This is a genomic window from Rossellomorea sp. NPDC071047, from assembly GCF_050270195.1.
Classification (GTDB): domain Bacteria; phylum Bacillota; class Bacilli; order Bacillales; family Bacillaceae_B; genus Rossellomorea.
The window spans coordinates 85,113-98,943 of sequence record NZ_JBNNJT010000002.1; the positions used below are offsets into that span (position 1 = coordinate 85,113).

A 13,831-nucleotide genomic window follows, 5' to 3' on the forward strand; every position below is an offset into this window, starting at 1 on the left:
AAACAACAGTAGAAGAAGATTCAGCTACTTCAAAAACAGAAGCGGGAGCATCACAGGGTGTAAACGCAGCGGTTGAAGGAGAAGATGAATCGGCAAAAGTGAATGCAGATACGGATGCAGCTGTTATGAACGAAACAACAGTAGAAGAAGATTCAGCTACTTCAAAAACAGAAGCGGGAGCATCACAGGGTGTAAACGCAGCGGTTGAAGGAGAAGATGAATCGGCAGAAGTGAATGCAGATACGGATGCAGCTGTTATGAACGAAACAACAGTAGAAGAAGATGCAGCTACTTCAACAACAGAAGCGGGAGCATCACAGGATGTAAACGCAGCGGTTGAAGGGGAAGACGGATCAGCAGAAGTGAATGCAGATACGGATGCTGGAATCATGAATGAAACCATGTACAGTGAAGAAGATGATTCTTTCACTTCCAAAACAGAAGCGGGAGCCTCACAAGATGTAAACGCAGCTGTTGAAGGGGAAGACGGATCAGCGGAAGTTGGAGCTAATACTGACGCTGGTATCATGAACGAAACAATGTACAATGAAGAAGATGATTCTTATGCCACTACTACTTCTGGAAACCTTACTTCCGGTCTGAATGCTTCTGCATCTGATGAAGAGAATGAAGTAATGGCTGATGCTATGACCGATTCAAATGTTTGGGTAAGTGCTGAAAGCAACGAAGAAGACGATTCTTCTAAAGCTTCATTTGGTACTGAATCGACAAATGGTCTTGTATTGGGAACAGAAGATAAAGAAGATGGTGACTCGTCTAAAGTAGAAGCGATGAAAGATACTTCTCTTATGACAACAGTTGAAAACAGCGACGACTATTCTAAGTTTGAAACAAACGCAGCAAACAACCTGATGCTAGGTGCTATGACGAACGATGAAGATAACGAATCTGCCACTAATGTCATGAACGCAGTTGAAGCAGGACTATGGGCTGAATCAATGGATTCTGAAGAAGAAGAGTATACAAGTGCTGGATTAAATGCTGGTACAGATACAACTCTTGGATTCTTGACTTCTGATGAAGAAGATGAATCTTCTCTAATGTCTAACCTTGGTGTAAATGCAGATGCAAGTTACACTCAATGGGAGAATGAAGATTCTTCAGACTCTGAGTTCAACCTTGGTCTTTCGACAGATCTTGGTCTAAATACAATGCTACAGTCTGATGATGAAGGTTCTAATTTAGGACTGTAATATGAGAAAAAGGAATGATCCTCAATGGATCATTCCTTTTTTATTGAACAGCTTTCTTCAATTCCAATTCTTCTTTTTCGAAGCGCTCGAACATGATGAAAAAGAGTCCTGCACTCACCAGAGCAAGGATCGACAGGATGATAAATGTCCAATCATATCCCACATAAAGCGATAGAGTGATGGATAGAGGTGCGATCGTTCTCGCAACTGTGAAGCGCAGGCTGGCTGCGGCAAAATACTGTCCCCTCATATGGTCCGGTGCAAGCTTTGAAACGAAGCTTTGCTGGATACCTGCTGTCATGAGCTCTGCGAATGTGAACACCGCCATGGCAATCACAAACATCCAAACCGAGCTTGTTTGTCCAAACATAAAGATTGAAACGGCGTAGATGACAGAGGATAGGATGAACACATTGCGCTCACGGAATTTAGTGATCCATCTCGTGATGACCACTGTAAGAAGGGCCACCAGGAATCCATTTTCAGATAGTATTAACCCGAATACCTGCTCACTCACAAGGGTCAATGACCAGTCCCCGAAGCTGAACAGAGTGGCTTGATCCATCACATCTTTAATATATACGGGAATCAGCAGGTCCAGTTGCATAAACGTTTGACCCACAAGAATCCCTGCTAATATGAATAATAAAAACGTTTTGTCATTAAAAATAACACTGTAATCCTTCATCTGATCTGATATCACACTATGCCAGGCTTTCTTTTTTCCTTCTGTCACTAATAGCTTACTAGTGTCTCTGGGTGCTGTTTCCCTCGTCATTTTATATAAAAGAAGAGCTAAGAACATGCAAATAAGCGCAGCGGCAATTAAAAGCTCGAAGCGGTAGTGAACATAGAAAATCCCGCCAAGTATCGGTCCTACGACTACCGCGATATTTATGGACGTGTAAAAGACGGCAAACACATGGCTGCGGTCCTTTTCATCCACCACATCGGCGACCATCGCCTGACTTGCCGGCCAATAAAACGAACCGAATACCCCTACTAAGCTAAAACAGATAAAGCCGATCATGGCTGAATCGAGCCAAGGTGAACTGGCAAGGCCAAAGATTAAAAAGGCAAAGCCTTGTCCGAAGGCCGAAATGACCATCATCCGCTTACGCCCGAAGCGATCCGCGCAATAGCCTCCCATCAGATTCGCGAGTACAGCGAATACCTGTGAAAGCACCAATAATAATCCTGCCGTCTGCTTCCCGAATGACTCTGTAAAATAAATCGTCAAAAACGGAAAGAACATCCAGAACGTAATGTTGATCGCTGCTTCCCCAAACAGCCGGACCTTTAAATTACGGTCCCAATCCCGAATTCTCATCTAAATTCCTCCCCTCATGAAACGCTAGATGAACTAGAATATCATAGCTCGATAGGACAAAATAAACAAGACTGATTTACTGGTATTTACAAAATATTTACTCATGTTGAGGCGGCGTCTAAAGATACCAATTTCTCCTTTTTGAATACAATAAAAATATTGATGGGGAAAGGAACGGTGGATGGAGGTGATCGATAGGCTTATCCTTATTACTGGTGCTTGGACGCAGGTGATCGGAACGGTGATTGCAGCAATTGGCGAAACCATGGTCATACAAGAAGAACGATACAGTCAAGAGCCTCTCGGGTTTCGGTTGGTCTCTATCGGAAACGGATTTGAAGCGGCAGGAAATGCACTTCAGGGGGTGGGAGCGGAAAAGCTGTCGGACGGTTCGTTTGGAGAAACGTTAAGAGTGATCGGTGATTGGATTCAAGCTTCAGGGAATGTAACCAATGTCGCAGCAGCTGAACTCCAATTTAAAGGAAGAGAAGAGGAAGGATTGAATCTTGATATATTTGGTGACACCATCCAATCCTTAGGGGCAGGACTGGAAGCCTATGGGGCCACGTTGGGTACGCGGGAGTTTTCAGATCTTCTTGCAGCTGGAAATTCACTTCAATCCCTTGGTGCAGCAATTGAAGCGATAGGAGAAGTATATATTTTAAACGAAATGAAGGATATCGGATTACAGATCACCGCATTCGGAAGCTATGCCCAGGCAGCAGGTGCGACGATTGCAGCCATTGCATTGACGAAGCAGTATGGGTGAGCTTTTAACCGGAAGGGGAGGATTTCTTTCAAAATGTGCTGATAACGTGATGATTGGAAGGTAGAGAGGATCATGGGAGAAGGATACCCCAGATCGAAAGGAAAGGATTGCGTCTTTTTACAGGTTTTTTGCGTCAAAATATTATTATATGCGTCTATATTTTGATTTATGCGTCGTTTTTCAAAATTATTGCGTCAAAATTTCAATCTATGCGTCACTTTCCAGTTACACCCAACGGATTGAGCGCTCAGTCAAGCGATATTCTTCCAATCCAACCTCATCCCCATAAAAAAATCCCAAAAGGCAGCCAAACCACCTTCCGGGATCCTCCACAGTCAAATCTTAAAACGCCCAACCGCCATCGCGGAATACTGCATCAGTCGAGCCGTCTTCTTTAATTCCATCGATGTTCATTTTGTCAGAACCAATCATGAAATCAACGTGAGTGATACTGTTGTTCAAGCCATTCTTCTCAAGCTCTTCTTCACTCATTTTCTTTCCGCCTTCGATACAGAATGCATAGGCATTACCGATCGCAAGGTGGTTTGATGCGTTCTCATCGAATAATGTGTTGTAGAATAACACATTCGATTGAGAAATTGGGGATTGATGAGGAACAAGGGCGATTTCCCCAAGATAATGAGATCCTTCATCTGTATCCACAAGGCGCTTCAGGATTTCTTCGCCTTCTTCCGCCTTAACGTTTACAATGCGGCCGTTTTCAAATGTAATCGTAAAGTTGTCAATTACATTTCCACCGTAGCTAAGTGGTTTCGTGCTTGATACTGTTCCGTTCACACCTGTCTTTAATGGAACGGTGAATACTTCTTCCGTTGGCATGTTGGCCATGAAAGTGGTTCCTTGTTCGTTCACACTTCCTGCTCCTACCCACAGGTGACCTTGAGGAAGCTCGATCGTAAGGTCCGTCCCCGGTGCCGTGTAGTGCAACCTTTTGTAGTTTTTGTCATTCAGGTATTCCACTTTTTCATGAAGGTTTGCGTCGTGATCCTTCCATGCCTGGACAGGGTCAGCCTGGTCGGCACGGACTGCTTTGAAGATGGCCTCCCAAAGTAAGTCCACTTGCTCTTCTTCAGAAGCATCCGGGAATACTTTTGCAGCCCAATCTTTAGAAGGAGCGGCCAGTACGCACCAGCTTACTTTGTCAGATTGAATGAATTGACGGTATTTGGACATTGCTTTTCCAGCTACCTTTTGGAAGTTTGAGATACGATCTGGATCTACCCCTTTAAGCAAATCAGGGCTTGAAGACACGATGCTCATGAATGCAGCTCCGCCTTCAGCAAGCTCTTCCACTTCACGTGCTTTCCACTGAGGGAACTCCTGGAATGCTTCGTCAGGGGCAAGGTCATATTTCGTGCGGTTGACAATATCGTCATTCCAGTTCACATACACGTGCTTAGCTCCTACTTCATAGGCTTTCTTTACCACTAAGCGGACGAATTCTGCCGAATCGATGGACGTGTTGATGACCAGGGTCTGACCCTTTTGAACATTGACGCCGACTTCTACAGCAAGACTTGCGTATTTCTCAAGATTTTGTTGGAAATTAGTCATATGTATTCTCCTTTTTTCAGAATGTTCTATTACATTCTTATTGTATCAGTGCGGGCACCGTTTGCAAGTGTTTACACCCATCTTTCTATCGTATGCGAAAGAATGGAAAAGTATTTGTATCGTGCGCGGTGAAAATGAACGTTCTGTGGCATCCGAACAAGAAACATAGCGAACCTCGGGGAAACTATACTATAATAATTGAAGCAATACTTCAGATCAAAAAGGGGGAAGAAACAGTGCAGTGGAACGTTCTATTATTACGAATGTCTGCCATCTATGGGTTTATTGGAGCATTTCTTGGGTCTCATATGGCAGGAGCCGGATCATATGCGTTTAAGCCCATTCATGCTCATATTTTAGTAGTCGGCTGGTTAAGCTTATTTGCATATTCATCTTATTATCGTTCCTATCAAGTGCCGAAATCTTCGAAACTGGCATTTGCACATGTCTGGACTGCAATCATCGGTTCGCTTGGATTAACCGTTGGAATGTGGATGTATAACTTAAATCCATTCAACCTGCCGGGAAGCTTCACGATGGTCTTCTATATAGTAGGGGGAAGCACGTTATTACTCAGCTTTTTCCTATTCATGTTCATGACATTTAAATATAGTGAGAGTAAGAAGTAGGAGAAGGGCCTGTTTTCAGTTGGAAAACAGGCTTTTTGGTTTTGGTTATGAGTGATTTGTGGTTAAGTTGTACCAGGTACATATCGTGTGAAAGGTAACTGGTGCAATCTGGACACTTCTCCATCCCAAACAAAAAACTCCTCCCATTGAAATGGAGAGGAGTTTTCATAACTAGGTGGAAGCTTCGTCCTGCTGCTCTTGAAATAGGAACCTGTAGTCCATCGGGTTTTGAATCAAATCGGCCAGGGTGTATTCATCAAGGACAGAGAGGTAGGCGTTTAACGCTTTTCCGAGTACATGCTTAAGTCCGCAGACTGGAGTGATGACGCAGCTGTTGTTTTTAGCATCAAAGCATTCGACAAGATGGAAGTCTTCTTCTGTGGTCCGGACGAGCTTTCCGATATTTATATCTTCCGGGGATTGTGCCAGTTTGATGCCGCCGTTTCTGCCGCGGATCGTTTCAATCAGACCGTTTTTCCCCAGTTCATACGTCACTTTCATCAGGTGATTCTTTGAGATGCTGTAGGCATCAGCGATTTCTTTTATATTAGAGAGTTCTTCTTTTGGTTTTGATGCCAGGAAGATTAGGACTCTCAGTGAGTAGTCAGTGTATAAAGTTAGTCTCATTTATCTCACCTTTCCGATCCGATACATTTATTATACAGAAGGAAGCATGTTTGTGTCTAAATGTGGCTGTTTTGTTAAAGATGTATTTTATATATTGCTTTGTGTAAAAAAGAGGAGTACGCTAAAGATGTATTTAAAATATATCTTTAGAGGTGACCAAAATGCTATCTCAAAAAACCATTGAAATCGTGAAGTCAACTGCGCCTGTGCTAGAAGTCAAAGGAACGGAAATTACGTCCACTTTTTATAAAAATTTATTTACTAATCATCCGGAATTACTAAATATTTTCAATCATGCCAATCAGAAAAAGGGCAGACAGCAAACCGCACTAGCCAATACGGTGTATGCAGCTGCACAGAATATCGATAAGCTCGAGATGATCCTGCCTGTTGTAAAACAAATCGCTCACAAGCATAGAAGTTTAGGCGTTAAGCCTGAGCATTATCCGATCGTTGGCGAGCATTTACTGCAAGCCATCAAGCAAGTTCTTGGAGACGCAGCGACAGATGAGATCATTGAAGCATGGGGAGAAGCATACGGTGTAATCGCCGGGGTATTTATTGATGTAGAAGAAGAGATGTACAAAGAAACGGAGAACAAAGACGCCGGATACAGAGACTTTAAACCGTTTATCGTAGCGAAAAAGGTAGTGGAAAGCGGTAGTATTACCTCTTTCTATCTTCAACCAAAAGAAGGGGGCAAGGTCCCAACCTACATGCCGGGTCAATATATTTCTGTTCGGGTGACCATTCCCGGTGAAGAGTTCACCCATATCCGTCAGTACAGTTTATCAAGCGCGCCTATGGAAAACCTCTTCAGAATTTCTGTTAAAAGAGAAGCCGAATTCGATCCTCAAGGGAAAGTGTCTAACTACTTACATGACAAGGTCGCCGTAGGAAGTGAGATTGAAGTCAGTGCACCGGCAGGCGATTTCTATTTAACGGATTGCGAATCACCAGTTGCTTTGATAAGCGGAGGTGTCGGAATCACGCCTATGATTAGTATGCTTGAAACGGTCGCTCGAACGAAACCGGAACGCCCAACTGCCTTTGTTCATGCGAGTAAACATGAAGGGGTACATGCCTTTAGACAAGATGTCGACGGTTTAATGGAAGAGTTGATGAATGGGGAAGCGTGCTATATTTACGAAAATCCACGTGACGAATCTCAAGGTCATTATAAAGGATATGTGAACAAAGAAATCCTTACACAATATGTGGATGGAGAAACGGTATGCTATGTATGTGGGCCGGTCCCATTTATGAAAGCTGTCATCACAACATTGAAAGAGATGGGAGTTCCTGAAGCTAACATTCACTTCGAGTTCTTCGGACCAGCGATGGATTTATCGAAGAAGGAAAGTGTGAGTGTATAAAAAGCGGTTCGGGGGTTGGATTTGAAAATAAAATCCAAAGTTGAAAATAAAAGTGATGAAGTTCCCGAATTCAGCCATTCAAACAGAAAACGCCAGGATTTCCTGGCGTTTTTTGTATTTACAGTCGATGTTCGTCCTCATCCACCCGGTTTTTAAACGCTTCCTGGGTCACAATCAGTTCTTCATCCCCAGCTGGGTCTTCTGAGTGTTTTCCCTCTGGTGTACTATTCTGAGGGAAGTTTCCTGGATGTCCCTTTTTCTTAGATTCGAACGATTTTCCTCGTGCCATGTCAGCCACTCCTTTTCATCCGTGATACAGGTAGTTTTTCCAGCTCATTCGAAAATATGTGAAGATGAATTGTCAGAAAATAGACTCATCTTATGCATACAAACCTTGAGTTTTTTGGATATACTATTGGTAACAAGTGGGGAGTGATCGATAGGTCTGAGACGAGCCGCGACCACAATAGTTTGGAGTAGGGGGGATTATCAATGGATTTTTCGATGATCATGTCCGAGCAACGGATTAAGAAGGCTTATGAGGATGGCGACTTTAAAGAGCTGCCGGGATTCGGTAAACCGCTTAATTTAGATGATGATTTAGGAGTGCCCCAGGAATTGAAGATGGCCCATCGGATGATGAAGAATGTAGGCTACTCAACGGATGAAATGAATGTGAAAAAAGAAATGATGCGCATTGAAGATTTGTTGCGGGTATGTGATGATGACCTGGAGAAGCAGGAGCTGAAAAAAAGCCTGAGTGAAAACATGCTCAAATACAACGCGATGCTTTCGAAGAAAAGAATCAAAACGAATGGTTCACTATTCAAAAATTATGAACATAAAATTGAAAATAAGCTCCTGAAATAATGAAAACACCACTTTCGACTAGGAAAGTGGTGTTTATTTATTTCTTCTCGGGCTCATCTTTAAATAAGAAAAATGAGATCACTCCAGATAAGAGGGCCGCTCCAATGATGATCATGGTTTTGGCTTCGGAAGGGATCTCAGAGTATCCTTTGCCGAGCATCCAATTTGCTACCACGGCTACGATAAACATGATGGGAATCATCATGATGATTCTTCGTTTCAAGGTGCCACATCCTTTAGTACTCTAATGATGCTTTTAGTTTATCACATTTTACACGTCGACACTGCGTTGAATCCGTTCGGCACTTGTGGCGGTTTCTTGAACATATTGAGCGATCATACGGTTATCACCATGAAGGGTTTCAATGGTAGCGCTGATTTCCTCTAGCCCTGCAGAGGTCTGTTGAATGACAGCTGCAAGCTCTTTCGTCGATAGCTCAGCTTCTTCTGTTTGGCCACTTACTTCTGATGCAGTAGAAGTTAAGGTCTCGAACTCTTTTGACAGGGAAGCAAGCTTTTCACGCAGTGTCGTGAAATACTCTGTTACATCACCGGTTGCCCCGACATTTTCATCCAGCTTTTCTGAGCTGAGATTCATGATTTCGACAGCAGAAGAGTTCACTGAGTTAACAGAAGCGAGATTGTCGTTAATGCGGGTGGCCGTGTTTCGCGTAATCTCTGCCAGTTTCCGGATTTCATCGGCTACAATACTGAATCCCCGCCCGGCTTCTCCTGCCCTCGCCGCTTCAATGGACGCATTTAAAGCGAGCAAATTGGTTTGGTCCGTAATGTCTTGAATGCTTCCAATGAACGTATTCGTTTCTTCAATTTTGCTTGTTAATTCGCTGAAAGTTTGACGAAGGCCTTCAATGATATTCTTCAACTCAATCATGTTTTCCTGCAAGTAAGTGACACGTTCACTGCCTGAAACAGCGATGGAATTCGCTTGTGTGGAATGGGCAGTCAGATTGTTTGAAAGCTTGGAAACCTCATCCATTTTACTCATCGTCGTCTCGGAAACAGCAGCAATGTTGTTAATCTGATCACTTTGTGTGACGCTTCCTGCTGATATTTCATTCACGGCCGTCCTCATTTCATCATGTGAGACGAGGTGGGTTTGTATCTGCTCGTTGATTTGATGAATGCTTGTTGAGATGGTCGCTAATTCTTTTTGTAGAAAGTTTCGTTGTTCTTCTTTTTTCATGCCTTCGCTTTCTGTCATTTTGATAAATTCCTGAAGCTGTTTGAATTGATTTCGGTTCAAGTGGATCACCACTCCAAGGACCGTCCCCAATAGTACATATACAAGTAAAGCAGGGATGAATAATTCTGTGAAAATCGGGTCGTTTGCAGGTGCAAGGGCGCCATTCAAAATGAATAAGGCGAGTCCGGACACGTAACCGATCCCAAAGATCACTGGATTAAAATGAATCGCACTGATGACAGCCAAAAATAATAAGATGACCAATTCGTTTGGATTGGACCCTTCTAAAAAAAGCCAGATTCCGATGATGGCATAAACAGTGGGAATGCTGAAATATACAAAGGAATGTGGTTTTTTCAACATTAGCTGCAACACAATGAAATATGCGGCGAGAATGATGATCTGTGATGCGAATACCGTTACGGTAATGATCCCTGACTCATTCATGATGGAATACGTGAGGGCTGCGATCAGGCTGATGGAATAAGTGATCAGGAGCAGCAGATTTTTTCTTTTACTATCGACTTCTTTCAATTGCTTTGGGGTCATGACAGTTCTCTCCTTTAATATAAATACCTATATATTACATATATCGACAAAAATAGGTTGCGCTTTCATAACGGTTTACGGTAATTCGAGAGAAAATTTCGAACTCTTTTATCTATCAATAATTAGAAGTTCCATCCGATATTAGTAGTAGACTACAAAGAGTAAGGTGGAGCGATCGATGGATAAGACGTCTTTGATAGGAGTCATTTTAGGATTGATAGCGGTTGGAGTAGGGATGGTTTTCAAAGGAGTGAGCCCTGTTGCCTTGCTTAACCCTGCAGCCATCTTGATTATTTTACTTGGAACGGTGGCAGCAGTGACCATTGCCTTTCCAACCCATGAAATTAAAAAAGTCCCGAAGCTATTCGGTATACTTTTCAAAGAACAAAAACTGCAGGACCCGAAACAAACCATTCAATTTTTCTCCCAACTGGCAGATCTTGCAAGAAAAGAAGGACTGCTTGCACTCGAGGCCAAAACCCAGGAAGTCGATGATCTTTTTTTGAGGGACGGACTTTCATTAGCGGTGGACGGACAAAGCGCTGATTATATAAGGGATGTGCTGCATGAAGAAATCGATGCCATGGAAGAGAGACACAGTGCCGGGGCGCTCATTTTCACTCAAGCGGGTACCTATGCACCGACCCTCGGGGTACTTGGAGCGGTGATTGGGCTTATTGCGGCCCTCAGTCACATGGACAATACGGATGAACTTGGTTATGCCATTTCCGCGGCCTTCGTTGCAACACTCCTCGGTATCTTCACGGGTTACGTTCTGTGGCATCCATTTGCCAACAAGCTGAAGCGTAAGTCAAAGCGTGAAGTACAGATGAAAATGATGATGGTAGAAGGGATCCTGTCGATCATCGAGGGAGAATCGCCGCGGGTGATCGAACAGAAGCTGGCATCCTACTTACCGGCAAGTGAACGAATATTGTTGTTAAAGGGGGATGAGGATGAGGCGGCGTAAGAAGAAACATGACGACGAGCATATGGACGAGTCCTGGCTGATACCTTACGCGGATTTGCTGACCCTGTTACTTGCCCTGTTTATCGTGCTTTATGCGTCAAGTTCGGTGGATGCACAGAAATTCAGGGAACTCTCCCAGGTGTTTAGTGAAATTTTCACGGGGGGAACCGGAATGATGGAATACCCCAGTCCAGTAGCACCCCAGCAGTCGAGCGATCAGGAAAGCAAACAGGCAGCCTCTGCAGGGAATGATGAGGAAAAAGAGAAGGAATTAAGTAAGGAAGAGCTTGATAAGCAGGCATTTCTGAAGGATCAGGAAGAGTTAAAGGAAATTCAGGAAAAAATCAATCAGTATATCAAAACGAATAATCTGGAGATTCAATTCGTCACGAAGCTTACCGATGAAGGATTGCTTCTCACGATCCGGGACAATGTGCTGTTTGCCTCGGGATCAGCCATAGTCCAAGGCAGTGACCTGAGTGTGGCAGGTGAATTATCGGCACTCCTTGAAATGAATCCCCCACGGAACATCATCATTAGCGGTCACACGGACAACGTGCCGATCAGTAATGCCGAATACGATTCAAACTGGGAGCTAAGCGTCATGAGGGCCGTCAATTTTATGAAAATCATTTTGGACAATCCGAAGCTTGATCCCCAGTGGTTCAGTGCTAAAGGGTTCGGAGAATTTGAACCGATTGCCGACAATGCTACATCAGAAGGCCGTGGGCAAAACCGCAGGGTGGAAGTATTGATTCTTCCCAGGGTTTCAGAATAAGAATCAGGATCTGCAGTCAGAAGTTGGCTGCAGATTTTTTTATTGGTCAGAAGTTGCCGTATTTCCGGGGAAATGAACGGGTTTTGTCGAATGGCCACCCCTCTCAAAACTCTCTTTAATAGACTTTCACCAAATAAATCATCCTCATATTTTCCGATTTTCAAACAAAATGTTTCACACCACCAAATTTAGGGAAAAGTTTGAAAAACCATTTAGAAGCTGTGGCTAATTTTTCAGGAACAGGGGTCTCATTTATGAAAGTGAAGGACATTATACATACTTTTGAACGATCATTTACTTCTGCCCCAACCACCAATTCCAAACCTTAGCCACTGCCTCTACTAAAAAGGAGGAGCACGATTGGATACGTTTTTTGACATCATAGGTAAAGTTTCGGCATGGTTATGGGGACCTCCATTAATCATTGTCCTTGGTGCAACGGGTTTGTACCTGACGTTTTTATTGAAATTCATACAATTTCGCTATCCCCTCTACATATTTAAGCAAACGATAGGGAGCGTTTTTAAAAAGCCAAAGGGCGAGGGAACGGTGACGCCGCTTCAGGCATTGACGTCGGCTCTATCATCCACCATCGGGGCAGCGAATATTGTCGGGGTACCGGCAGCGATCATGTTTGGTGGGCCGGGAGCTGTTTTCTGGATGTGGGTGATTGCCTTAATCGGGATGGCCCTTAAGTTTTCCGAGAGTGTACTTGCGGTTCGCTATCGTGAGAAGAACGAAAAGGGAGAGTACGTTGGCGGTCCCATGTACTACATGACGAAAGGGTTAAACATGAGATGGCTCGGTGTATGGTTTGCCTTCGCCCTTATGATCGAGCTGATTCCAAGTGTGATGGTGCAGGGGAACGCTGTAGCATCAACGGTAGAAGAAACATTTAATGTTGATGGACTTATCACGGGCATTGTCGTTGCCCTCATCGTTGTATTAATCGTATTTGGCGGCATAAAGCGTATAGGTAAAGTGACGGAAATTTTTGTACCATTCATGGCTCTGATCTATGTAGGAAGCGCATTGGTCATCCTATTTATGAATATTGATGCAGTGCCGGAATTCTTCAGTCTGATTCTGTCGAACGCATTTCAACCAATGTCTGCAATGGGTGGGTTCGCCGGTGTGGCAGTGGCTGAGACGATCCGTTGGGGATTTGCACGTGGGTTATATTCCAATGAGGCAGGACTAGGAACGGCACCGATTGCCCATGCTGCTGCACAAACCGATCACCCTGTCAGGCAGGGGCTATGGGCAATCGTTGGAATCGTGATTGATACGATCATCGTTTGTACAGCAACGGCCTTCGTAGTGTTATCTTCAGGGGTCTGGACTGCTGAGAATGCATTGGATGATCCTTCAGCACTAACAACAGAAGCTTTCTCTAGTTATTTCGGGGAGTTTGGTGGTATCCTCGTTACGATTTCATTGATTTTCTTCGTACTATCGACGATTATCGTCATCGTCTTTTATGGAGCAAAGCAGGCAGAGTTTCTATTCGGCTATAAAGCAGCACAAGGGATCAAAATTGTTTATACGGTTGCGATCGTGCTTGGTTCAGTTGGTGCAGCAAAAGTCATTTGGCAATTCCTTGACTTAGCCCTTGCAGCGATCTTAATTCCGAATATCATTGCGGTCCTTCTTTTAAGTAAAGAAGTGAAGAGGCTTACTCATGAATTCTTTACCTCGGATGAGTATTACATGAAAGACACTGGCAAGGTAAAAGAAAAGAAAATCTCATAGTTCAGAAGACTTGTTTTTCCGAGAGGGGGAGCAAGTCTTTTTTTGTGTGTAATTCTAACTGTACTGCGTATTTTGAGCCGTTTTCCAGTTGTGGATGATTATGGAATTAGTGATAATGATTTTCATTTAGTTGTTGACTCCTCTTGAAACCTTATTGTAATATAGGTTTGTATTAGTTGATAATGATT

14 protein-coding genes are annotated in these 13,831 nt (G+C 43.6%); 8 read left to right on the top strand and 6 right to left on the bottom strand.

The window, feature by feature from the left end; genetic code table 11:
- The coding region (locus ACQKFO_RS08175; RefSeq protein WP_427597895.1) for a hypothetical protein at nucleotides 1-1,214 on the top strand (1,214 nt) is incomplete at its 5' end.
- Nucleotides 1,215-1,254: 40 nt separating this feature from the next.
- On the opposite strand, the gene ACQKFO_RS08180 is transcribed toward ACQKFO_RS08175, so the two are convergent.
- Nucleotides 1,255-2,544 (bottom strand): MDR family MFS transporter, encoded by a 1,290-nt coding sequence (locus tag ACQKFO_RS08180; RefSeq protein ID WP_427597896.1) that lies wholly within the window; start codon nucleotides 2,542-2,544, stop codon nucleotides 1,255-1,257.
- A gap of 187 nt (nucleotides 2,545-2,731) precedes the next feature.
- On the opposite strand from ACQKFO_RS08180, the gene ACQKFO_RS08185 reads away from it, so the two are divergent.
- Nucleotides 2,732-3,313: a DUF6944 family repetitive protein gene (locus tag ACQKFO_RS08185; protein ID WP_427597897.1), complete on the top strand. Its 582-nt coding sequence runs from the start codon at nucleotides 2,732-2,734 to the stop codon at nucleotides 3,311-3,313.
- A 342-nt stretch (nucleotides 3,314-3,655) separates the two neighbouring features.
- Here ACQKFO_RS08185 and ACQKFO_RS08190 read toward each other — a convergent pair whose 3' ends face one another.
- Nucleotides 3,656-4,888 carry an aminopeptidase gene (locus ACQKFO_RS08190; protein WP_427597898.1) on the bottom strand — a complete coding sequence of 411 codons (1,233 nt, stop codon included), beginning with the start codon at nucleotides 4,886-4,888 and terminating at the stop codon, nucleotides 3,656-3,658.
- A gap of 236 nt (nucleotides 4,889-5,124) precedes the next feature.
- On the opposite strand from ACQKFO_RS08190, the gene ACQKFO_RS08195 reads away from it, so the two are divergent.
- Entirely contained in the window at nucleotides 5,125-5,517 is a 393-nt protein-coding gene (locus ACQKFO_RS08195) for a hypothetical protein (RefSeq protein ID WP_427597899.1), read from the top strand.
- Nucleotides 5,518-5,688: 171 nt separating this feature from the next.
- On the opposite strand, the gene ACQKFO_RS08200 is transcribed toward ACQKFO_RS08195, so the two are convergent.
- On the bottom strand, nucleotides 5,689-6,144 hold the full coding sequence (locus ACQKFO_RS08200) for an RrF2 family transcriptional regulator (protein WP_427597900.1): 456 nt from the start codon (nucleotides 6,142-6,144) through the stop codon (nucleotides 5,689-5,691).
- 161 nt (nucleotides 6,145-6,305) lie between these two features.
- Here ACQKFO_RS08200 and hmpA point away from each other — a divergent pair, with 161 nt between their 5' ends.
- Nucleotides 6,306-7,520, top strand: coding sequence for an NO-inducible flavohemoprotein (hmpA, locus tag ACQKFO_RS08205; RefSeq protein WP_427597901.1), 1,215 nt, complete (start codon nucleotides 6,306-6,308; stop codon nucleotides 7,518-7,520).
- A 118-nt stretch (nucleotides 7,521-7,638) separates the two neighbouring features.
- Here hmpA and ACQKFO_RS08210 read toward each other — a convergent pair whose 3' ends face one another.
- Entirely contained in the window at nucleotides 7,639-7,809 is a 171-nt protein-coding gene (locus ACQKFO_RS08210) for a hypothetical protein (protein WP_427597902.1), read from the bottom strand.
- A 203-nt stretch (nucleotides 7,810-8,012) separates the two neighbouring features.
- Between ACQKFO_RS08210 and ACQKFO_RS08215 the strand changes: the two genes are divergently transcribed.
- The gene (locus ACQKFO_RS08215; protein WP_427597903.1) at nucleotides 8,013-8,390 is read left to right on the top strand and encodes a DnaJ family domain-containing protein; all 378 of its coding nucleotides are present in this window, start codon (nucleotides 8,013-8,015) and stop codon (nucleotides 8,388-8,390) included.
- Between the two features lie 37 nt (nucleotides 8,391-8,427).
- Here the strand turns inward: ACQKFO_RS08215 and ACQKFO_RS08220 are convergent, their stop codons facing one another.
- Both ACQKFO_RS08220 and ACQKFO_RS08225 read right to left on the bottom strand, forming a co-directional pair.
- On the bottom strand, nucleotides 8,428-8,613 hold the full coding sequence (locus ACQKFO_RS08220) for a histidine kinase (RefSeq protein WP_148967385.1): 186 nt from the start codon (nucleotides 8,611-8,613) through the stop codon (nucleotides 8,428-8,430).
- Between the two features lie 48 nt (nucleotides 8,614-8,661).
- Nucleotides 8,662-10,143, bottom strand: a complete 1,482-nt coding sequence (locus ACQKFO_RS08225; RefSeq protein WP_427597905.1) for a methyl-accepting chemotaxis protein — start codon at nucleotides 10,141-10,143, stop codon at nucleotides 8,662-8,664.
- Between the two features lie 178 nt (nucleotides 10,144-10,321).
- Here ACQKFO_RS08225 and motA point away from each other — a divergent pair, with 178 nt between their 5' ends.
- The 3 genes from motA to ACQKFO_RS08240 all read left to right on the top strand — a co-directional run bounded on the left by motA (nucleotide 10,322) and on the right by ACQKFO_RS08240 (nucleotide 13,643).
- Nucleotides 10,322-11,113, top strand: coding sequence for a flagellar motor stator protein MotA (motA, locus tag ACQKFO_RS08230; RefSeq protein WP_427597906.1), 792 nt, complete (start codon nucleotides 10,322-10,324; stop codon nucleotides 11,111-11,113).
- On the top strand, nucleotides 11,100-11,891 hold the full coding sequence (gene motB / locus ACQKFO_RS08235) for a flagellar motor protein MotB (protein ID WP_427597907.1): 792 nt from the start codon (nucleotides 11,100-11,102) through the stop codon (nucleotides 11,889-11,891). The genes motA and motB overlap by 14 nt, the downstream gene beginning before the upstream one ends.
- 360 nt (nucleotides 11,892-12,251) lie before the next feature.
- Nucleotides 12,252-13,643, top strand: coding sequence for a sodium:alanine symporter family protein (locus ACQKFO_RS08240; RefSeq protein ID WP_315634848.1), 1,392 nt, complete (start codon nucleotides 12,252-12,254; stop codon nucleotides 13,641-13,643).
- The last annotated feature ends 188 nt before the right edge of the window (nucleotides 13,644-13,831 follow it).